Origin of the sequence: Leisingera sp. M658, from assembly GCF_025144145.1 — a bacterium.
In the GTDB taxonomy this organism is placed as follows: Bacteria; Pseudomonadota; Alphaproteobacteria; order Rhodobacterales; family Rhodobacteraceae; genus Leisingera.
The window spans coordinates 654,833-673,924 of the sequence record NZ_CP083546.1 but is presented as its reverse complement, the minus strand read 5'-3'; the positions used below and the strand labels follow the sequence as shown (position 1 = coordinate 673,924).

General features: G+C 64.6%; 18 protein-coding genes. 6 read left to right on the top strand and 12 right to left on the bottom strand.

The annotated features are described in order from the left end of the window. Positions 1 to 20 precede the first annotated feature (20 nt). Complete coding sequence (locus K3724_RS03480) at positions 21 to 1,052, top strand: hypothetical protein (RefSeq protein WP_259990112.1); 1,032 nt, start codon at positions 21 to 23, stop codon at positions 1,050 to 1,052. Positions 1,053 to 1,203: 151 nt separating this feature from the next. Here K3724_RS03480 and glp read toward each other — a convergent pair whose 3' ends face one another. From glp to K3724_RS03460, 4 genes are all read right to left on the bottom strand, one after another. Next, positions 1,204 to 3,336 (bottom strand): gephyrin-like molybdotransferase Glp, encoded by a 2,133-nt coding sequence (glp, locus tag K3724_RS03475; RefSeq protein ID WP_259990110.1) that lies wholly within the window; start codon positions 3,334 to 3,336, stop codon positions 1,204 to 1,206. Beyond that, the gene (gene mobB / locus K3724_RS03470) at positions 3,333 to 3,824 is read right to left on the bottom strand and encodes a molybdopterin-guanine dinucleotide biosynthesis protein B (RefSeq protein ID WP_259990108.1); all 492 of its coding nucleotides are present in this window, start codon (positions 3,822 to 3,824) and stop codon (positions 3,333 to 3,335) included. Before mobB ends, glp begins: the two co-directional genes overlap by 4 nt. After that, positions 3,821 to 4,465 carry a molybdenum cofactor guanylyltransferase MobA gene (gene mobA, locus K3724_RS03465; protein WP_259990106.1) on the bottom strand — a complete coding sequence of 215 codons (645 nt, stop codon included), beginning with the start codon at positions 4,463 to 4,465 and terminating at the stop codon, positions 3,821 to 3,823. Before mobA ends, mobB begins: the two co-directional genes overlap by 4 nt. A gap of 61 nt (positions 4,466 to 4,526) precedes the next feature. Further along, positions 4,527 to 5,402: a formate dehydrogenase accessory sulfurtransferase FdhD gene (locus tag K3724_RS03460; RefSeq protein WP_259990105.1), complete on the bottom strand. Its 876-nt coding sequence runs from the start codon at positions 5,400 to 5,402 to the stop codon at positions 4,527 to 4,529. Positions 5,403 to 5,466: 64 nt separating this feature from the next. Here K3724_RS03460 and K3724_RS03455 point away from each other — a divergent pair, with 64 nt between their 5' ends. After that, positions 5,467 to 6,195, top strand: a complete 729-nt coding sequence (locus tag K3724_RS03455) for an AzlC family ABC transporter permease (RefSeq protein WP_259990103.1) — start codon at positions 5,467 to 5,469, stop codon at positions 6,193 to 6,195. Beyond that, a complete protein-coding gene (locus K3724_RS03450) occupies positions 6,192 to 6,521 on the top strand; it encodes an AzlD domain-containing protein (RefSeq protein WP_259990101.1) in 330 nt (109 codons plus the stop codon). The genes K3724_RS03455 and K3724_RS03450 overlap by 4 nt, the downstream gene beginning before the upstream one ends. 39 nt (positions 6,522 to 6,560) lie before the next feature. Here the strand turns inward: K3724_RS03450 and K3724_RS03445 are convergent, their stop codons facing one another. The 5 genes from K3724_RS03445 to K3724_RS03425 all read right to left on the bottom strand — a co-directional run bounded on the left by K3724_RS03445 (position 6,561) and on the right by K3724_RS03425 (position 10,757). Continuing rightward, the gene (locus tag K3724_RS03445; RefSeq protein WP_259990099.1) at positions 6,561 to 7,178 is read right to left on the bottom strand and encodes a hypothetical protein; all 618 of its coding nucleotides are present in this window, start codon (positions 7,176 to 7,178) and stop codon (positions 6,561 to 6,563) included. 23 nt (positions 7,179 to 7,201) lie between these two features. Beyond that, positions 7,202 to 7,336: an aa3-type cytochrome c oxidase subunit IV gene (locus K3724_RS03440; RefSeq protein WP_129369833.1), complete on the bottom strand. Its 135-nt coding sequence runs from the start codon at positions 7,334 to 7,336 to the stop codon at positions 7,202 to 7,204. Positions 7,337 to 7,522: 186 nt separating this feature from the next. Continuing rightward, positions 7,523 to 7,975, bottom strand: a complete 453-nt coding sequence (locus K3724_RS03435) for a DUF6173 family protein (protein WP_259990095.1) — start codon at positions 7,973 to 7,975, stop codon at positions 7,523 to 7,525. Positions 7,976 to 8,003: 28 nt separating this feature from the next. Next, entirely contained in the window at positions 8,004 to 9,050 is a 1,047-nt protein-coding gene (locus tag K3724_RS03430; RefSeq protein ID WP_259990092.1) for an MBL fold metallo-hydrolase, read from the bottom strand. A gap of 3 nt (positions 9,051 to 9,053) precedes the next feature. Then, a complete protein-coding gene (locus K3724_RS03425; protein WP_259990090.1) occupies positions 9,054 to 10,757 on the bottom strand; it encodes an acyl-CoA dehydrogenase in 1,704 nt (567 codons plus the stop codon). 142 nt (positions 10,758 to 10,899) lie between these two features. Here K3724_RS03425 and K3724_RS03420 point away from each other — a divergent pair, with 142 nt between their 5' ends. Then, positions 10,900 to 11,850 (top strand): L-threonylcarbamoyladenylate synthase, encoded by a 951-nt coding sequence (locus K3724_RS03420; RefSeq protein ID WP_259990088.1) that lies wholly within the window; start codon positions 10,900 to 10,902, stop codon positions 11,848 to 11,850. Between the two features lie 367 nt (positions 11,851 to 12,217). Here K3724_RS03420 and K3724_RS03415 read toward each other — a convergent pair whose 3' ends face one another. Next, entirely contained in the window at positions 12,218 to 12,775 is a 558-nt protein-coding gene (locus K3724_RS03415; RefSeq protein ID WP_237455318.1) for a YqgE/AlgH family protein, read from the bottom strand. A 188-nt stretch (positions 12,776 to 12,963) separates the two neighbouring features. On the opposite strand from K3724_RS03415, the gene K3724_RS03410 reads away from it, so the two are divergent. Both K3724_RS03410 and K3724_RS03405 read left to right on the top strand, forming a co-directional pair. After that, positions 12,964 to 13,776: a protein-disulfide reductase DsbD domain-containing protein gene (locus K3724_RS03410; RefSeq protein WP_259990085.1), complete on the top strand. Its 813-nt coding sequence runs from the start codon at positions 12,964 to 12,966 to the stop codon at positions 13,774 to 13,776. Continuing rightward, positions 13,773 to 14,234, top strand: a complete 462-nt coding sequence (locus K3724_RS03405; RefSeq protein WP_259990083.1) for an NUDIX hydrolase — start codon at positions 13,773 to 13,775, stop codon at positions 14,232 to 14,234. The genes K3724_RS03410 and K3724_RS03405 overlap by 4 nt, the downstream gene beginning before the upstream one ends. Here the strand turns inward: K3724_RS03405 and K3724_RS03400 are convergent. Beyond that, positions 14,204 to 17,599 carry an efflux RND transporter permease subunit gene (locus K3724_RS03400; RefSeq protein WP_259990081.1) on the bottom strand — a complete coding sequence of 1,132 codons (3,396 nt, stop codon included), beginning with the start codon at positions 17,597 to 17,599 and terminating at the stop codon, positions 14,204 to 14,206. The two genes, K3724_RS03405 and K3724_RS03400, sit on opposite strands and share 31 nt — an antisense overlap. A gap of 5 nt (positions 17,600 to 17,604) precedes the next feature. Continuing rightward, positions 17,605 to 19,059, bottom strand: a complete 1,455-nt coding sequence (locus K3724_RS03395; protein WP_259990079.1) for an efflux RND transporter periplasmic adaptor subunit — start codon at positions 19,057 to 19,059, stop codon at positions 17,605 to 17,607. Positions 19,060 to 19,092: the final 33 nt, after the last annotated feature.

The following is a 19,092-nucleotide window of genomic DNA, read 5'->3' as shown; positions in this document are numbered from 1 at the left end:
CCGCAAAGCAGCGAGTGTTCATGACAGGCTCCAGCAGCAGTCCCGGCTCCAACCCAAACCCCGCCGGCAATCGCCCGTTGCGGCGCCTTGACGGGCCTGCGGGCAATGGGCTGGGCGGTGCCGAGCTGGCGGCCATTGCCCTGGGCGCTTTGTGGCTTCTGGCGGCAGTCGGGTTCTTTGTCTTTGCGCCGCCGGATTCCGGGCTTTCGCAATGGGCCGACCTGATCACCGGCGTTCTGGCACTGGTGCTGCCGCTGGCGATGCTGTGGGTTGCCGCCTCCGCCGCGCGCTCGGCCCGGGTGATGCGGGAGGAAAGCGAACAGCTGCAGGCCGCCATTGACGGCTTGCGCCAGACCTATCTGGCACAGTCCCAGCAGCATGCCGCGGTGGCTGAGCCGTCGATGGCCAAGCGGTTGGAGGAGATCGCCGAGGCGACCCGCAAGACCGAGACCGCGCTGGCCACCTTCCACACCAGCCGCCGCGATCCGGTGCGCCCGGCAATCCCCGCCGAAGCGGCCGAGCTGGCGGCGGCCGAACAAGGATCATTGGCTTTGGGCACCCAGGCCGAAGATGCCGCGCCGCCGCTGCCAGCCGAACATTTCATCCGGGCACTGAACTTCCCGGAGACGGCGGAGGATCAGGACGGTTTCGCCGCCCTGCGCGCAGCCTTGCAGGACCGCAAAGCCGCCCAGGTGATTCAGGCTGCGCAGGATGTGCTGACCCTGCTCAGCCAAGACGGCATCTATATGGATGACCTGCGCCCTGACATGGCCCGCCCTGAGATCTGGCGCCAGTTTGCCCAAGGCGCGCGCGGCCGTGCCGTGGCCCCCCTTGGCGGCGTGCGCGACCGCACCTCGCTGGCGCTGACGGCGGCGCGGATGAAACAGGACCCGATTTTCCGCGATGCCGCGCATCATTTCCTGCGCCGCTTTGATCAGATGTTCGCGGAGTTTGAGGCTGAGGCGACCGACGGCGAGATTTCCGCCCTCGGCAACACCCGCACTGCCCGCGCTTTCATGCTGCTGGGCCGGGTGGCCGGGACCTTCGACTGAGAGGCGGCCCTTCGGGCCACTGCCTGCGGCGCGGGTATTTTTGACCAGAAAGAAGCGGCGGGGCGGTGGCGCGCCGGGCCGCAGCACGGCGCCATGCCCAACGGCGGGCAAGCATCTGCGATGCGCCGGGCCGCGGGCGGGAGCGCCCGGTCTACATGCCGAAACTGCTGTAAGGAATGAACCGCACAGGATCGCCGGGGTTGATCTCTGCAGCGCCGTCTCCAAGTTCCACCAGCCCCTCGGCCCAGCTAAGGCCGCTGATGCGGCCGGAGCCTTCGGATTTGAACACCTCGGCCTGCCCATCCCGCACCCGTGCCCGCAAGTATTCGCGGCGGCCGGGTTTCTTGCGTTTCTCAAAGGCCGCTGGCACCTCAAAACCCTGCGGTTTTTGCCAACCCGCACCCGCCATCAGCCCCATCGCCGGGCGGGCAAAAATCAGGGTGCAGACCAGAGCCGCCACCGGGTTGCCCGGCAGTCCGAAGACCGGCGTGCCCTGCCACATGCCCAGCGCCAGAGGGCGGCCGGGTTTCAGCGCGATGCGCCATTCCTGCATCGCGCCCGCTTCGCGCAGCAGTGCCGACATATGGTCCTCGTCCCCGGCGGAGGCACCGCCCGAGGTCAGGATAACGTCAGCCTGTTTGGCAGCGCTGTCCAGATCCGCCCGCAAGGCTTCGCGGTCATCCGCGGCCTTGCCCAGGTCAACCGGTACAAATCCGAGCTGGCGGATCAGCGCCAGCAGCATCGGACGGTTAGCATCAAAGATCTGCCCTTTGCCTGCGGGTTCTCCTGCCTCGACCAGCTCATCGCCGGTGGAGAGCACACCGACCCGCAACGGCAGACGGACCGCGAGTTCCGCCAGACCTGTGGCCGAGACCAGAGCCAGATCAGCGGGTGATATGACCCGGCCTGCGGGCAGGATGACGTCACCCGCGCAGACGTCCTCACCAGCCTTGCGGGTGTTTGCGCCCTGTTTCAGCGGGCCGTTGAAGGCGATCCGGGTACCGTCGGTGTTCACGTCTTCCTCGAGGATCACCGTATCCACGCCATCCGGCAACGCGGCGCCGGTCAGAACGCGGATGGCGCTGCCTGCGGGCACAGTGCCGTCGTAGGGAACGCCGGCTGCGGCACGTCCCGGCATGAGCGGCAGCACATGCGGGCCTTCCGCCTTGCCGCCGGCAAAGCCGTAACCATCCACTGCTGTATTGGGCAGCGGCGGGTTGGAGCGTTTGGCCACTGCGCTCTCTGCCAGCACCCGGCCAAGGGCGTCTGCCAGCGGCAGTGTTTCCACTCCGGTGACCGGCCCCAGCCTGTCCCGCAGCAGAGTTAACGCGTCATCCACCGGGGTCCAATCCACGCCTGCAGGCAGGGCAAAGCAATCATTGCTGAGCGGCGGCGGTGTCAGCCGGCCCGGTTCATCCGCTGCCAGCGCGTTCAAGCGGTCTTCGTATCCCGTGCCCAATATCAAAGCTTCCTCTTGTGCTTCCTCAGGTACTGCCGCCAGCATTCCGGCAAGCTCCCCGGCCGGCAGACGGCTGAGCGCCTGCGACAACAGCCGCATTTGCACCCGGTCGCGTATTTCGTCCCGGCCCGCAACAGCCATTGCGGCCTTAACGGCAGGCTCGATCAAACCTGGCCATATCTCAGCAAAAACAGTTTGTGCTGTCTCAACCTTTTCGAAAGGCCAGACAGCGGCCCTGTGCCGGAGCCGCAACCGCTGCAGAACCGGCACCCCCATGAGGACCTGACTGCCAACAGTCGGGTTGAAGAACAGCTGAAAACAGGAAGAGGCCGCCTTGGCCGCCAGATCCGCGCTGCGCCGTTCTGCCACGTTTTTATAGATTATACCGGCTTTGCGATAGGGAATGTCCGGCCAGGTCTTCTCATCAGGTTTGCCCCAGAACGGACCGGATTCGGTAAACATCCGGTTCATTTCAGAGGCTATTTCAAACCGGTTGTTGGTTCCGTCCTCAGTGTCTTCGATCCGCTCTTCCAGCCAGGCCCATAAAGCAAATGGGTCATCGGACCCGGTGATCCGGCGCGCAAACCCGCGCGGATAGCCGAAAGGAAAATCAAATGCGGCTAGAACCCGCCGTCCCGCGGCCTGTTCCGCGTCGAGGAAGCTGCTGATCCAAACCTCTGCCTCCTGCCGGCTGCGGCAGTAGATTTGCCTTTCCGCGGTTCCGCCGCGCGCCACACCAAGCCAGATCGCATCTTTGCATTGGCGCCGGGGCTTGCGCTTGGCAGCAGACCAATCGACGGTGAGAACAGTATCAAAACGGGTCACAGCCCCAGTTCTATCTGGATGAAATCCGCAATAGCTGCCGTATCGTTCAGATCAAAAACCGGGCGGTCCAGCGCCATCGCGGTGTTGCTGGCAACGGCCCGGATATTCGGGTCTTCCGGGGCGATCAGTTCGGTGCCTGCTTCCTGCCGGAAAGCCTCAATCTTAGGGTGGGGTTCGCGCTTGTAGCCCTCGACCAGCACCAGATCGACGGGACGCAGGCGGGCCAGCAGCTCTGCCAGCGGCGGTTCTGCCGCATCGCGCAGCTCCTGCATGATTGCGATGCGGCCAGCCGAGGCCAGCACCACCTCCGACGCGCCGGCCTGGCGGTGGCGGTGGCTGTCGGTGCCGGGCTGGTCCACATCGGTGGCGTGATGGGCGTGCTTGATGGTGGAAACGGTAAGGCCGCGCTCACAGAATTCGGCTACCAACCGCTCCATCAGCCCGGTCTTGCCGTTGTTCTTCCAGCCGGTGACGCCGTAGATCTTCATTTCAGCAACGCCTCTGCCTTGGCCAGATCTTCCGGCGTGTTGATGTTGAAGAACGGATCGAAGGGATCGGCCTCGAACAGCGCTTCGCGGCCGCCGTGCTGATCTGTCCACAGCACCACCTTGCGCAAACCGTCCTGCAGCGCCGCGCGCAGATCATCGCGCAGGGCAACCGGCCAGAGGCCAAAGGCCGGGTGCCGGTTCACGCGCTTGCCGCCGCCGGATTTGAGTGCCTCGTCCCCGGTGCGCGGGGTGGTGGCCATAACCAGCGGGTGGTCCATCCCTTCTGCCGCGGCGGTCAGGCGGGCGACCAGATCCTGCGGAAAAAAGGGCGTGTCGGCAGCGGCAGTAACGATGGTCTCCGCCCCCTGCTCTGCCGCCCAGTCGAGACCGGCCAGAACGCCAGCCAGCGGACCGGCGAAGCCCTCGATTGAGTCGGCAATGACCGGCAGGCCCAGGTCTGCGAACCGCTCCGGGTCGCCATTGGCGTTTAGCACCAGGCCAGAAATCTGCGGCGCCAGCCGGTCCACCACACGGGACAGGAGGCTTTGGCCGCCGACTAGCAGCCGCCCCTTGTCACCACCGCCCATCCGGGTGGCAAGGCCGCCTGCGAGAATTACGCCCAATGGCCTATGTTCTGTCATGCCTTTTCCTCCAGAGGCGAAAAACGCGTGTTTTCCGGGCCGGATTTCACGCGAAATCCGATTAGTCCTTCGCACTCTTCCTGCGGTGCTTTTTCTCTTCCACCGGCGCGTCTTTCGGATCCATGTCGCGCAGCAGCCGCTCCTCGCCCGCAAGACAGATGAACCGCTGGCCGCGCATGCGGCCAATCAAAGTCAGGCCAACCTCGCGGGCGATCTCGACACCCCAGGCAGTGAAGCCTGAGCGTGAGGCCAGCACCGGGATGCCCATCATTGCTGTCTTGATCACCATCTCCGAGGTCAGCCGTCCGGTGGTATAAAGGATCTTGTCCGCCGCCGCGGCCTGCTCGGACAGCATCCAGCCTGCGATCTTGTCCACTGCGTTGTGGCGGCCGACGTCCTCCATATAGACCAGCGGGCGGTCCTGCTGGCACAGCACGGTGCCGTGGATAGCACCGGCTTCAAGGTACAGCGAGGGCGTGCGGTTGATCTTGTGGGCCAGCGTGTAAAGCCAGGAAGTCTTCACCTGCACCTTGGGCAGGCGCACATCCTCCAGCCCCTCCATCATGTCGCCAAAGACGGTGCCGACTGCGCAGCCGGAGGTGCGGGTCTTCTTCTTCAGCTTTTCCTCGTGGCTGGTTTCCACCGCGGTGCGGACCACCACGGTTTCCAGATCCTCGTCATAATCGACGCGGGTGACCTCGTCCCCGTCCAGCAGCATGCGCTGATTGCGCAGGAAGCCAAGCGCCAGGTATTCCGGGTAGTCGCCGATGGTCATCGCGGTGACGATTTCCTGGGAATTCAGGAAGATGGTCAGCGGGCGCTCCTCGACCACCGAGATATCGCTGGCCTCGCCGTTCTGGTCCACACCGGTGACAGCGCGGGTCAGCCGCGGGTCGGCGACGCCGGGCGCGATCAGATATTCTGACGTGATATCCATACTCACCAATTGCATTCCTTCTGCCACCGCCGTAGGCCGGTTGCACGCAATCTAGGACGCGCTGATGGCAATCACCACCACCAAATCGGCCTTCTGGAAGGGGTTTCGCGACAGCGCGCCCTTCCTGTTCATGGCGTCTCCCTTTGGCTTCCTGTTCGGAGTGCTGGCGGCGGAGGCCGGGCTGATCGTGCCCGAGGCCTTTGCATTTTCATTGGCGGTCTTTGCCGGGGCGGCCCAGTTCACCGCGCTGCAGCTGATGCAGGAGAACGCGCCGCTGATTATCATTCTGATCTCGGCGCTCGCGGTGAACCTGCGGATGGCGATGTATTCGGCCTCGCTGACGCCCTACCTTGGCGGTGCGCCGATGTGGCAGCGCGCACTGGCGGCCTATTTCATGGTCGATCAGTCTTATGCGCTGTCCATCGTCAAGTTTGAGAGCGAGCCGGAGATGCCGCTGCCGCAGCGCATGGCGTACTTCTTTGGCACCAATGGTATCATTGCCCCGGTTTGGGTGGTTGCCACCGCGGTCGGGGCGCTGGTCGGCACCCGGATCCCGGAAAGCTGGGGTGTGGATTTTGTGCTGCCGCTGGCGTTTCTGGCGATGATCGGGCCCATGCTGCGCACGCCTGCCCATGTGGCCGCCTGTTTCGTGGCGGTGGCCACCTCGCTGCCGGCTGCGGCCCTGCCCTATAACCTCGGCCTGATCGTGGCCGGGATTGCGGGCATGATCGCAGGCGCCCAGGCAGAGCTGTGGCTGGAACGGCAAAAGGCCAAGGCGGAGGGCGCGAAATGAGCAGTATTCCTGCACCAATCCTGTGGGCAGTGATCATCGGGCTGGCGGTTGGCAGCTATGCCCTGCGGTTTGCCTTTATCGGGTTCATGGGCGGCAAACCCATTCCGGAATGGCTGATGCGGCATCTGCGCTACACGGCGGTGGCGATCATCCCGGCACTGGTGGCGCCGCTGGTGGTCTGGCCTTCCCCAACTGGCGGAGATCCCAGCCTGATGCATCTTGCCGCCGCGGCCGCCACCTTTGCAGCCGGATACCTGACCCGCAACGTGCTGATCGGCCTTGGCACCGGCGGGCTATGCCTGCTGCTGTTGTACCTCGCCGCCTAGCGCTCGCCCGGCGCTTTCGGCTTTATCCGAACGGGAAGATTACTCAGCAGCGCTCAGCGCGGCGTCGCTTTTGGCGAGGCCCGTCTGCAGATCGGCGCTGTCGGTCTCATAGTAGCGGTCCGTCACCACACCCGGCAGCTGGCCGAACTGGGCCGACAGTTTTTCCGGGTAGAAGGTGCGGTTCAGGCTCTCGAACCCGGGGATCTGCTGCAGGATGCCGATGGTGGCCTGAGCGCAATAGGCGCCCGGCACACGGCCATTGGCCACCGCTAGCTGATAGGCTTTCTGGGCCTGCTCGGGCGTTACCTCGACCTGCTGCACCACTACATGGAAGGTGCTGCGGGCATGAGCGCCGCGATAGGCCTGCTCCACGGCGGGAGTAATGCCATACAGAACGTCATTCCGCTCTGGCACCACCGAGGCATAGAACGAACCTGCCGGATCGAAGATCACTCGTTCTGACGCGTTGATCATCAGCGACGCATGGCCGCCCCGCCCGGTGCGGTTGTTGATCATCGTGTAAAGCGTCAGCGTCGCCGGGCCGGGCTGGCGGTAGGCCACCCGGGCCAGCGTTTCAGCATCCGCATTGGGTTGCTGAGGCGCCGCGCAGCCCGCAAGCGCCAGCAGAACCGCGCCAAGACACAGCAGATTACGCAAGGCGCGCGCTCCTTGGACTGGGATCAGGTGGCGAAAACCGCCAGGAACAGAGCAAAGAAAACCAGCGCAATGCAGGAGCGTGTGATAAAGGTCAGAAAGCCGTTATAGACTTTTTCCTGAACCGCGGTGTCCATGGTGCCGTGCTGATGTTCAGCCATGTGAGTTATCCCTCGAATTCACGTGCATTTTTCCCGTGATTACTGGATTTGCCGCCCTCTGTCACCACGTCAATCGCGCGCATCTGTCAGAAATACGCGGTGTGTTCCTTAGCTTCGCCAGCAAACCAGGTCCCGTCCGGGCCGGCACCGCAGCGGAATCGAATCGCGCGGCGCCCGGTCCGGGGTTTATTCCTGCTCCAGATCCGACGCGAGCCGGAAGCCGATCCGGTTGGCCGGGGCTTCTTCCTGCGCCTTGGGCACCGCCCGCAGCATCACATTCAGCTGGCTGACATGCTGCACCAGCTGGGTGCGCGCACCGGGGCCTTCGCTGCCATAAAAGGTGATGATATCGGGATCGTAATAGCCCATGCCTTCGATCCGCAGCACCCCGGCATTGCCGCCGGCAAAACCCATCGCAACCTCGTGCTCGCTGTCCAGCTGCTGTTCGAAATTCTGGATATAAAGGATCAGACGTTCATAGGCCCAGCGTGCAGGGCTTTTGGCGGCATCCTGCTTTTGCAGTTTTTCCGGAATCTTGCGCAGGCCCGCGCAGGCCTCGGGGTCGGCATGGACCTCGTGCACGCAGGGCAGCACCGCCGCCTCTGCCGCCTCGGCGCTGGTCGAAATCTCGTCGCTCATGGTGTCTCCCCCCAAAATGCGGGGTGCGTCACCCCTTGCGCTGATAGAGCCAGGCGCCGTCTTCACGTTTCCAGCGGTTCACCTGGCCGGTGTGGTACAGATGATTTACATGGGCCACCGCCTCGACCAGCGCAAGCCCGTACTCGCCTTCGCCGATTGTGCGCTTGAACAGCGGCGCAAAGCAATCGGCAGCAGTCTGCGGCGCGGACAAGTGATCCATCAGCCGCTCCAGCGCGCCGTGGTGATTGCCGATCAGCTGCTGCATCCGCAACGGCAGCCGGGTGAACGGCAGCTTGTGCCCGCCCAGGGCCAGATGATCGGGCCGCGCCAGTTTGGACAGGCGCTCACAGGCTTCCAGCCATTCGCCCAAAGGATCCGCCATCGGTTCGGTCGCGTAGACGCCGATGTTGGGGCTGATGGTTGACAGGATCTGATCGCCGGTGATCACCAGATTGTCGTCGCGGCTCCAGAAAGTCGCGTGTTCAGGCGCGTGGCCGTTGCCGGTGTGCACGTCCCAATCGCGTCCGCCCATGCGGATCGCATCCCCCTGTTTGATGCGGGTGAAGCCCAGCGGCATCGGGTACACGGTGTCGGCAAAATTGAATGGCCGGTCGTTGGCGCGTTTGTCATAAAACGCCTGATCCATGCCCGCACTGCGGTAATAGGCCAGCGTTTCCTCGGGCCAGGTCTCCTGCACGTCGAGGGTCAGCATCCGGGCAAACAGCCAGGCGGTGCGGGTGGTGACCAGCTCGGCGCCGTGTTCGGACTGGAACCAGCCGGCCAGACCGATGTGATCCGGGTGGTGATGCGTGCCGACAACGCGGGTGACCGGTTTGCCCTTCAAAGGCCCCGCCATCAGGCTTTCCCAGATCGCGCGGCTTTTGCGGGTGTTGAACCCGGTGTCGATCACCGTCCAGCTATCGCCGTCATCCAGCGCGTAGATGTTGACGTGATCCAGCTTCATCGGCAGCGGCTGACGCATCCAAAGGACGCCCTCGGCCACCTCGATCGCTTCGCCCTGTGCGGGCGGTTCTTCCCACGGGGTGCGCGGCGAGACGTCGGGAATATCAGTCACAGCTCAACCTGCCAGTTCTTCGAGGCTGAGGGCAAAGGTGCCTGCTGCGCCAGCCTGCGCATGGGCCAGCAGGCTGGCATGTTCGGGCAGCATCCGGGTGATGTAGAACCGCGCCAGTTTTTCGCGCGGGCCGCCCTGGTCCGCCATCGCTGCCGCCAGATGGTAATGGCCGCCCAGCACCCGGGCAAAGGCGCGCAAGTACGGCACCGAACCGGCAAAGCGGTCTTGCATATCCTGCTGGGCGACAAGCCATTCGGTGGCCTCGCGCAAGGACTCGCAAGCCTGCCAGACAGATTCCGCCATATTCGGATGGGTGGCGCGGGCCCGTTCGGCCTGTTCCTCCACCTCGTCGATCAGGGCAAAAGCCATCTCGCCGCCATCCATCATCTTGCGCGCGACCAGATCCATCGACTGGATGCCATTAGTGCCCTCGTAGATCGCGGTCACCCGGACGTCGCGGCAGTACTGCGCGGCACCGCTCTCCTCGATAAAGCCCATGCCGCCATGCACCTGCACCCCGGTCTCAGACACACGGATGCCGGTGTCGGTTCCAAAGGCCTTGGCAATCGGCGTCAAAAAGGCCGCGCGGGCAGCCCATCCGGCCTCGCCGGTCGCAGTCTGCATGTCGAGCGCCTGCGCACAGGCCAAAAGGATTGCACGGGACGCAAAAAGATCCGCCTTCATCTCCATCAGCATCCGGCGCACATCGGCGTGATCGGCAATGAAACCGCTGGCGGTGCGGCCCTGCTTGCGCTCCAGCGCATAGGCCAGCGCGTGCTGATAGGCGCCTTCGCCAGCACCTACGCCCTGCCCGCCCACGCCCAAACGCGCGTTGTTCATCATGGTGAACATCGCCGCCATGCCGCCATGTTCCGCGCCGACCAGCCAGCCGGTGGAGCCGTCATATTGCATCACGCAAGTGGGAGAGCCGTGCAGGCCCATCTTGTGCTCAAGGCTGACGACCTTAAGGTCATTTGCCTTGCCCGGGTTGCCGTCGGCATCCGGCAAATACTTCGGCACCAGGAACAGCGAAATGCCTTTGGTCCCCGGCGCGCCGTCCGGCAGCCGCGCCAGCACCAGATGGCAAATGTTGCCGCAGAAATCGTTATCACCCCAAGAGATAAAGATCTTCTGACCGCTGACCGCATAAGTGCCATCGCCATTCGGCACCGCCTTGGAGCTGAGCGCCCCCACGTCAGACCCAGCCTGCGGCTCGGTCAGGTTCATGGTGCCGGACCATTCGCCGGAGATCAGCTTGGGCAAATACAGGTCCTTGATCGTATCCGAGGCATGATGCTCCAGCGCCTCGATCTGGCCCTGGCTCATCAGGGGTGCCAACTGCAGCGACAGGCAGGCGCCTGCCATCATCTCGTTCACCGCAGTGGCCACGGTCAGCGGCAGCCCCATGCCGCCGTGTTCCTCCGGCGCGCTCATACCGATCCAGCCGCCCTCTGCGATAGCTTTGAACCCGTCACCGAAACCGGGCGAGGTCCGCAGCACGCCGTTTTCCAAAAAAGCCGGGGTCAGATCGCCGTTGCGCTGCAAAGGGGCCATCACCTCGCCGCACATCTTGCCAGCCTCGTTGAGGATGGCGCTCACTATGTCTGGCGTTGCCTCGGCAAAGCGGTCTGTGGCCGGGATGGCATCATAGCCGACAACATGGTTCAACAGAAACTCATACTCGGAAACGGGGGCACGGAAGGTCATGGGCGTCCTCTGACGGTCATTTAAGGGGCGTCCTGGCGCGGGCAGCCTTGGCTTCCCGGCACGGGCCTATTATGGTTGTTGGCTTGACCGATTACCTAATCGGACGCTCATTTCAATCAACCAAAACGCCGCGTCACCCGGAATGCCCCTGCACAGCACAGAAATCCTTGCCGCCACGGCAACCGGCATCGCCCGGGCCGCCCAACTGCTTCGGGAGGGTAAACTTGTCTCCTTTCCCACCGAAACCGTCTATGGTCTCGGCGCCGATGCCCGGCAGGGCGCGGCGGTGGCCGCAATCTATGAGGCCAAGGGGCGGCCCTCCTTCAACCCATTGATCGCGCATGTGCATTCGGCCGAGGCGGCACAGCGCTATGTTCAGTGGAGTGATACGGCAGAGCAGCTGGCCCTGGCTTTCTGGCCCGGCCCGCTGACCCTCGTGCTGCCGCTGCGCGCTGGCCACGGGATTTCGCCGCTGGTCACTGCCGGGCTGGAAACTTTGGGGGTGCGTGTTCCGGCCCACCCTGCTGGCCAGGCCTTGCTGCAGGCATTGGACGGCCCGGTTGCCGCCCCTTCCGCCAACCCGTCCGGCAAGATCAGCCCGACCACGGCGGCCCATGTGCAGGCAGGCCTGGACGGGCGCATTGCCGCGATCCTTGATGATGGTGCCTGCGGGGTCGGACTGGAATCGACCATTGTCGGGCTTGCAGGCCCCGCGCCGATGCTGCTGCGTCCCGGCGGGCTGGCAGCAGAAGAGATCGAAGCAGTGCTAGGCCGCAAACTGGCAGTGCGCGATGTGCACGATCCGCTGACCGCCCCCGGCCAGTTGCTGTCGCATTACGCCCCCGCCGCGCCTGTCCGGCTGAACGCCAGCGCGCCAGACGAAGGCGGGCTTTTTCTCGGCTTCGGACCGGGGGCCTGCGACCTGAACCTTTCCGAAAGCCGGGATCTGGCTGAGGCCGCCGCCAATCTCTTTGGCCATCTGCACCGACTGGACGCCCTTGGCAGACCCATCGCGGTGGCGCCGGTTCCGGATCACGGGTTGGGTGAAGCCATCAACGACCGTCTCCGCCGCGCCGCCGCGCCAAGGGATTGAGCCGTCCCAGCACCCGACCACCGGGGCAGAACACTCCCGTCCGTTTGAAACCCATCCAAGATGGGTGCCAAACCGTTGGGCATGGCGCCGCGCAAGCGCGGCGCGGCGCAGCCATGCACCCAAGCCGCTGATTTACTTCCGCCAAGGAAGCACAACCACCGCCACTGCAACAATTTCAATTGATGAAAGCCCGCCCCTCCGGCCTGGAAACCAGCCCCGGCATGAGATCCGGGACGGGCCTCGCCTCAACGGGAGGCGCGCCGTGCTTGCGCGGCGCCACGCCCAACCTTTTTCCGGTCATCTATGATGAATGGAACAAAGGGCGGGAGCACCCGGTTGAGACGGCGCAGCGCATCTTATCTGCCGTTCAGGCGTGGCCGGCGCTGGCTGACAGTGTCAGCGGATCGACGCCAAGGGTTTTCAGCGATGCTTCCCATTTGCTGTCATCCGCCAGGCTGAAAACAAGATCCGGGCTGGCGTCGGCCGTCAGCCAGCCGTTCATGGCAATCTCTGATTCCAGCTGCCCCGGCCCCCAGCCCGCATAGCCCAGCAGCACCAGCAGTTGCTCCGGCCCCTGCCCCAATGCGATGTCTTCCAGAATATCCAGCGTCGCTGTCATCGAGAACCCGCCCGGCACCTTCAGCGAGCTTACGTCCGATTCGTAATCCGGTGTGTGCAGCACAAAGCCGCGCTGGGTTTCCACCGGGCCGCCGAACCGCACCGGCAATGCCGCGGCCGCGCTGCCGTCTTCGCCCAGGTCCAGCTGCTCCAGAAGATCGCCCAGCGCCACCCCTTCCGCACGTTTGTTGACGATGAGACCCATCGCCCCCTCCTCGCCGTAGGAGCACAGGAAAACCACCGAATGCTCAAACCTTGGGTCACCGATTCCGGGCATTGCAATCAAGAGCTTGCCAGTCAGATCCATGAAATTCCATCTTTCCTGCTGCTGCCTCCACCATGACGCCCCCCTGCCTGTCACGCAAGAGGTGCAAAGGCCATGTCCGGTGAAGCCTCCGGCAAAATTGCCGCAAACCTGCCATTACTCCAAGACAATGACCCGAACGTGACTTGGCAAACCCTGCCGCCAAGCGCATGTATCAGAGCATGAAACCGATGCAAAACAGACACGCTGCCGCCCTGGCGGCCTTGCTTGCCGTGACAGCGGGCGCCCCGGCCTTTGCTGGCGCCGCTGACAGCGGGATTGTGCAGATTGAGGTGCTGGACGGCGGCATGACCCCGCGCGGCACCTATATGGGGGCGCTGCGGATCAAACTGCAGCCGGGCTGGAAAACCTATTGGCGCGCGCCCGGCGACGCCGGCATTCCGCCCAGTTTTTCCTGGCGCGGTGTGCGCAATGTGGGCGGGCTGTCGATCACCTGGCCCGCGCCCGAGGTTTTTGAAACCTCCGGCTACCGCACCATCGGCTATCACGATCAGCTGGTGCTGCCGGTGGAGATCACCCCGGCGAAGCCCGGCAAGCCGGTGCGCCTGAAAGGCCGGATGCAACTGGGTGTCTGCAAGGATGTCTGCGTGCCGGCCGAGCTGAGCTTTGACCAGCAGCTGGACAGTACCGCAGGCCGTAACCCGGCAATTGCCGCTGCGATGGCCAGCCGCCCCTGGTCGGCCAAGGAAGCCGGTGTGCGCCATGCCGCCTGCAGCCTGCGCCCGTCTGAATACGGGATGAAAGTCACCGCCCGCATCTTAATGCCGTCCGCCGGCGGCGAGGAGGTTGCGGTGATCGAGCCCGGCAATCCCAAACTCTACGCCGGCGAGACAACCACCCGCCGCGAGGGCGGCTTACTGGTGGCTGAGACTGAATTCCTGCCCGCTGACGGCAACGCTTATGCCATTGACCGCTCGCAATTGCGGATCACGGTGCTGGGGCAAAACCACGCGGTGGACATCCAGGGCTGCAGCGCCGGATGAGCACGCCCGGCAGCCCGCAGCGTCCGGTCCTCGGCACCATTGCCGTGGTCTGCCGCCATTTTGGCGGACGGGACCAGGTCATCCTGGTGCAGCGCGGCAAAGAACCGAATGCGGGCTGGTGGGGCTTTCCCGGCGGCCATGTGGAGATGGGAGAGACCGCCCTGCAGGCCGCCGCGCGCGAGTTGCAGGAGGAAACCGGGGTTATTGCCAAGCCGTTGGAATATCTCACCAATGTGGATGTGATTTCCCGTGATGCGGCAGGCACGGCACAGCGCCAGTATCTGCTGACCGTGGTCTTGTGCGAATACATCAGCGGCGAGCCGGTGCCGGATGATGATGCCGAACAGGCCGAATGGATCCCGATTGCTGAGATCGAAACCCGCGGCCTGCAATTGCTGGAACAGGTGGCGGATGTGGCCCGGCTGGCTCAGGCCCGCTGGCGGGCGCTGAACCGGTAGGCAATGCCTCCGGCCAGATAGGCCAGCAGCGCCAGAACCAGCGCCCCCGCAATGCAGGCCAGCAATCCGGCGCGCACCGGATCCATTGCCGCCAGCGCAGGAAACGCCCGCAGCGCCGGATGCAGCGCACCGGTGGCCATCGCCCAGCCCAGCGTCAGCACCAGCCAGCCAAGCTGTGCCAGCGCGGTGCCCAGCACCAGCCAGCGCAGCCCCCCGGCGCCGCGCCGCAACGCCCGGCGCAGCGAGGTCATCGGGCGTGACAGGTCCCGCTGCATGGCGACCAGTGCAGGCACCACCAGCAGGACCAGGAACATGCCAAATCCAAGGCCATAGACCAATGTGATCACCGTCGGCTTCAGGAACTGAGCCTGCTGCGAGCGCTCAAACAGCAGGGGCGCCAGCCCCAGAACAGTTGTCATCGTGGTCAGCATCACCGGCCGCAGCCGGTCAGCCGCCGCATCGATGATCGACGGCACCAAGCCGCGGTCTTGTGCATATTGGTCGATGGTCGTCACCAGCACGATGGAATCATTGATGATGATCCCGGTCATTCCCAGCAGCCCAACCACGGTGAACATGCTCAGCGGCACCTCCCACATGTAATGCCCCCAGATCGTGCCGACCAGGCCAAAGGGAATGATCGCCATCACCACCAATGGCCGGGTCCAGCTAGCAAAGATCCAGGACAGCACCAGGTAAATACCGGTGAGGCACAGGATCAGCCCGGTGCCTGCCTCCTGCAGGAAGGTTTGCTCCTGCTCGGCGAGGCCCGACAGGGTCCATTCAACTTGCCGCTCGCTGGCGATCTTCGGCAGGATTTCCTGCTGCAACGCTTGCATCACAGCTTCAGCCCGGGCGGGGTCGTCCTCGGAGATGTCGCCCGAGACACTGATCACCCGGATGCCGTTTTCCCGCCGCACGGTCGAAAAACCTGTGCGCCGGGTGACCGAGACGATATCGGCCAGCGGCACGTAGGTCCCGCTGGGCGCCCGCATCAGCGTGCGCTCCAGAAAATCGGCAGTCAGCTCATTTTCGGGCAGCTCCACCCGGATCTTGGCGCTGCGCGGCCCGTCCGGGTATGTCGCGGCCTCAATTCCATTCAGCCGCGCCCGCAGCGCCTGTCCCAGGCTGCCAATGGTGAAGTTCAATGCCTGGCCTTGCGGGGTGAGGTCAAGGATCACCTCCTCCTTGTCGTAGGCCAGATTGTCCTCGACGGCTGAGACCTCGGGGAAACGCAGCAGCGCGGTTTTCAGGTCTTCCGCGGCATCCTTCAGCACTTGCACGCCGGGGCCGGAGAATTGCACGTCCAGCGCGTCGCCGCCCGGACCCGACCGCCAGCCGCGGAAAGAGACCGTCTCAACCAGCGGATGCCGTGCCACCCGTTCCTGCAGCTCAGCGACAAAGGCAAAGCTGGAATAGGGGCGCAGGTCGGCGTCGATCAATTCAATCGCGATACCGCCCAGCAGATCTGTATCCTTGGCCTCAACCCCGCCCAGGCCGCGGCCCGCATTGCCGCCCACCTCGGCTATGACAAAATCCAGCGGGTTGCGGCCATAGCGGGCGGCATATTCTGCGCCCAGCGCCTCGGTGGTTCGCTGCACTTCCTGCATCATCGCCAGGGTATCACTGCGGCTGGCGCCCTCTACCATGGCGAAATTGCCGGTCACGGAGCCGCGCTCCGGCGCATTGAAGAAACGCCACTTCACGTCGCCGTTGATGAACAGCGCCGCCTGACTGGCCAGGACCACCAACGCCCCGGCCAGCACCGCATAGCGGGCCTGAACCACAAGCCCCATAAACGGGCGGAACGCATGGTCGCGCAGCCAGCGGAAGCCGCGGTTCACCATCCGGTTCGGCCAGTCATACCAATGCCGCGCCTGGGCATGGGTCAGGGCATGGGCCAGATGGTTGGGCAGGATCAGAAAACATTCCACAAGCGAGGCCGCCAGCACCGCAATCACGGTGAAAGGAATATCGCGGATCAGCTCGCCAAAGCGCCCGCCCACCAAGGTCAGGCCAAAGAAGGCGATGATAGTGGTCAGCGTTGCCGCAAAAACCGGCATCGCCATCCGCCGGGCCGCATTTTCGGCGGCCTGCACCGGGTTTTCACCCAGCCGCCGCACCCTGAAATCGGCGTGCTCGCCCACCACGATGGCATCATCCACCACGATCCCCAAGGTGATGATCAGGCCAAACAGGCTGACCATATTGATGGTGATCCCGGCGGCATACATCAGCGCCACGGCGGCAAACATCGAGGCGGGGATGCCCATGGCCACCCAGAAGGCGATACGGGTGTTGAGGAACAGGAACAACAGGCCCAGCACCAGGGCAAGCCCCATCAGGCCATTGTCGATTAGAATGTCCAAACGGTCGGTGATCGACTGTGCCCGGGTCCGGATCAACTCGGCCGTCACCCCCTGCGGCAGGCTCGCCTGCATCTGATCCACCACCTCCTGCACCTGGCCCTGCAAGCGGATGGCATTACCCTGGTCCGAGCGGTCCACCCGGATCGACATTGCCGGGTTGCCGTCCACAAAATACGAGCGGTTGCGGTCCACACCCTCGACCCGCACCTGTGCCACATCGGCAATGGTCAGCACCGAGCCGTCGGCATTGGTGCGCAGGACAATGGCTTCCAGCTCGTCGGGTTTGCGTTTTTCGCTGCCGGTGCGCACCCGCGCGTTGGCGCCGCTGACATCACCTGCCGGATCTGCATCAACCTCTGCCGCAATGGCCTCGGCGACTTCGCGCATGGTGATGTCATGGGTCATCAGCTTGGCGGTGGGCACCTCGACGATGGTCTCGGGCGCTGCCACGCCGCGGATGGTGGTGCGGGTGACGCCGGCCTCAAACAGACGGGTGACCAGCTCATCCGCAAACAGACCCAGCTGGCCTGCGGCCACAGGTCCGGATATCACTACATCGGTCACCCGGTCGCGCCAGGCGCCGCGGCGCACTTCCGGCTCCTCCGCCTCTTCCGGCAGGGTGGTGATGCCGTCGACCGCCGCCTGCACATCGTCGGTGGCCTGGCCCATGTCCGTGCCAGGCTCAAACTCCAGCGTCAGCGTTGCCCGCCCTTCGCGCGAGCTGGAAGATGTCTCCTCCACCCCGTCCACGGCCAGGAGTGCCGGCTCCAGAACCTGCACGATGGCGCTGTCCACATCCTCGGGGCCTGCGCCCTCCCATTCGACGGTGACGGTGACGCGTTCGACAATCACATCCGGGAAGAACTGTGTCCGCATGTTGGGCATCGCTGCGGCGCCCAGCACCAGCATGATCACCAGCAGCAGGTTTGCGGCGGTGCGGTGGCGGGTGAAGTAACTGAACAGCCCGCGGGCCGGCCGGGGGAGCTTGCGGACCATGACCCTCAGCCCCCCATCCGGGATTCAATCCGGGTCACCAGCCTGACGGGCACCCTGGCCTCGGCCAGTTGCTGCAGCATCTGTTCTTTCATTGCGGAAGGCATCACGCTGCTGCCCTCGACAAACGCCACAAGCCTGGCCCGGCGTTCGTCGGTCAGCTCGATTAATTGCGGAAGCGCCTGCACCCCGGCACCCTGGCGCAACGGGCGCACTTTAATGCCAGCGCCCAAAAGCGGCGTGCGCCCGGTCACGATCTCGCGGCCTTCCAGTCCCGAACCGCGAATCAGCACGTCATCGCCCTGACGGCGGACCAGTTCGACGGCCAATGACTCCAGCCGGTCCTCAGCCCCCAGCACAAGGACCGAGCCATCCGCGCCCAGCGCCGAGGCCGGAACACGGGCCACCGCCGCGACCTCAGGCTCGGTCACTTTTACGGTGACAAAATCGCCAGGTTCAAACCCCGGCGCAGCCTGCAGCCGGGCATATACCAACCGCCCGGTCTGCCCGTCACCGGCAGCCCCGCTGGCGCGGGAAATCTGCCCGGCGGCACTTAACCCTGCGCCGGCGGCATCCAGCGACACCCGCACCGGCGCGCGCAGCAGATGGCCGCCAGCGTCAAGCAGCCGGGCGTATTGCGCAGTGGAAACCCGGAACGCTGCCTCCAGCAGATCCGGATCAACCAAATCCGCCAGTTTTTCATTGGCCGAGACCAGCCGCCCCTGCACCAGGTTAACCGCCTGCAAAGTCCCGTCAAAACCCGCCATGATGGTGGTATCGTCCAGCTCGCGCTGCGCTTCGTCCAGCGCGATCTGCGCCCGGGCCACGCGGGTGGCAGCCTGATCCACACGCGCCTCTGCCTGGCTGACGGCCTGGCGGCGCGAGATCACCGCCTGGCGCGCCTGCACCGCCGCAAGCTCGGCTGTTTCCACCGTTGCGGCGGTGCCAACACCGCGCTGCTGCAGATCCAGCTGCCGCTGAAAGGCCCGTTCGCGCAGCTGCGCCTGGTCCTGGGTGGCCTGCAATTCGTCCTGTGCCAGGATCAGCGCCCGGGTGGCATCGCGTTCCTCGGCTCGGGCATCCATCATGTCGGCCTCGGCCCGGTCCAGTGCGGCCTGCGCATCCGCCGGATCGATCTGCACCAGCACCTCACCGGCGCGGACCGCGCCGCCGTCCTCAAAATCCTCAGAGAGGTGCACAACCCGGCCCGCCACCGCTGTGCGCAGCTCCAGTGCGCGGCGGCTTTCCACCCGGCCAAAGGCCGTCAGCTCAGGGGCTACGGTCTGCAGATCCGCTGTCACCACATTGACCGCAAACACCCGCTCACGCACAGGCGGTGTTTTTTTCTCCGCATTCAGCTGTGCGTCAATCGCACTGAAAACCAGCTGCCCGGCATAAAGCAGCAACGCTGCCGTTAAGGCCGCCAGGAAAACCCCAGTCACACTCTGACGCAAAAAGCGCATGTCTCTCCCTTCCGGTGCGGATGCTGCCGGGAC

What these genes read in the sequence shown, in the direction of transcription:
- K3724_RS03420 (WP_259990088.1), top strand. Translation starts at nt 10,900, where the DNA reads ATGCCCCTGCACAGCACAGAAATCCTTGCCGCCACGGCAACCGGCATC.
- K3724_RS03460 (WP_259990105.1), bottom strand. Translation starts at nt 5,402, where the DNA reads ATGGATATCACGTCAGAATATCTGATCGCGCCCGGCGTCGCCGACCCG.
- K3724_RS03450 (WP_259990101.1), top strand. Translation starts at nt 6,192, where the DNA reads ATGAGCAGTATTCCTGCACCAATCCTGTGGGCAGTGATCATCGGGCTG.
- K3724_RS03440 (WP_129369833.1), bottom strand. Translation starts at nt 7,336, where the DNA reads ATGGCTGAACATCAGCACGGCACCATGGACACCGCGGTTCAGGAAAAA.
- mobA (WP_259990106.1), bottom strand. Translation starts at nt 4,465, where the DNA reads ATGACAGAACATAGGCCATTGGGCGTAATTCTCGCAGGCGGCCTTGCC.
- K3724_RS03400 (WP_259990081.1), bottom strand. Translation starts at nt 17,599, where the DNA reads ATGGTCCGCAAGCTCCCCCGGCCGGCCCGCGGGCTGTTCAGTTACTTC.
- K3724_RS03455 (WP_259990103.1), top strand. Translation starts at nt 5,467, where the DNA reads ATGGCAATCACCACCACCAAATCGGCCTTCTGGAAGGGGTTTCGCGAC.
- K3724_RS03415 (WP_237455318.1), bottom strand. Translation starts at nt 12,775, where the DNA reads ATGGATCTGACTGGCAAGCTCTTGATTGCAATGCCCGGAATCGGTGAC.
- K3724_RS03395 (WP_259990079.1), bottom strand. Translation starts at nt 19,059, where the DNA reads ATGCGCTTTTTGCGTCAGAGTGTGACTGGGGTTTTCCTGGCGGCCTTA.
- K3724_RS03410 (WP_259990085.1), top strand. Translation starts at nt 12,964, where the DNA reads ATGCAAAACAGACACGCTGCCGCCCTGGCGGCCTTGCTTGCCGTGACA.
- K3724_RS03425 (WP_259990090.1), bottom strand. Translation starts at nt 10,757, where the DNA reads ATGACCTTCCGTGCCCCCGTTTCCGAGTATGAGTTTCTGTTGAACCAT.
- K3724_RS03480 (WP_259990112.1), top strand. Translation starts at nt 21, where the DNA reads ATGACAGGCTCCAGCAGCAGTCCCGGCTCCAACCCAAACCCCGCCGGC.
- K3724_RS03405 (WP_259990083.1), top strand. Translation starts at nt 13,773, where the DNA reads ATGAGCACGCCCGGCAGCCCGCAGCGTCCGGTCCTCGGCACCATTGCC.
- mobB (WP_259990108.1), bottom strand. Translation starts at nt 3,824, where the DNA reads ATGAAGATCTACGGCGTCACCGGCTGGAAGAACAACGGCAAGACCGGG.
- K3724_RS03435 (WP_259990095.1), bottom strand. Translation starts at nt 7,975, where the DNA reads ATGAGCGACGAGATTTCGACCAGCGCCGAGGCGGCAGAGGCGGCGGTG.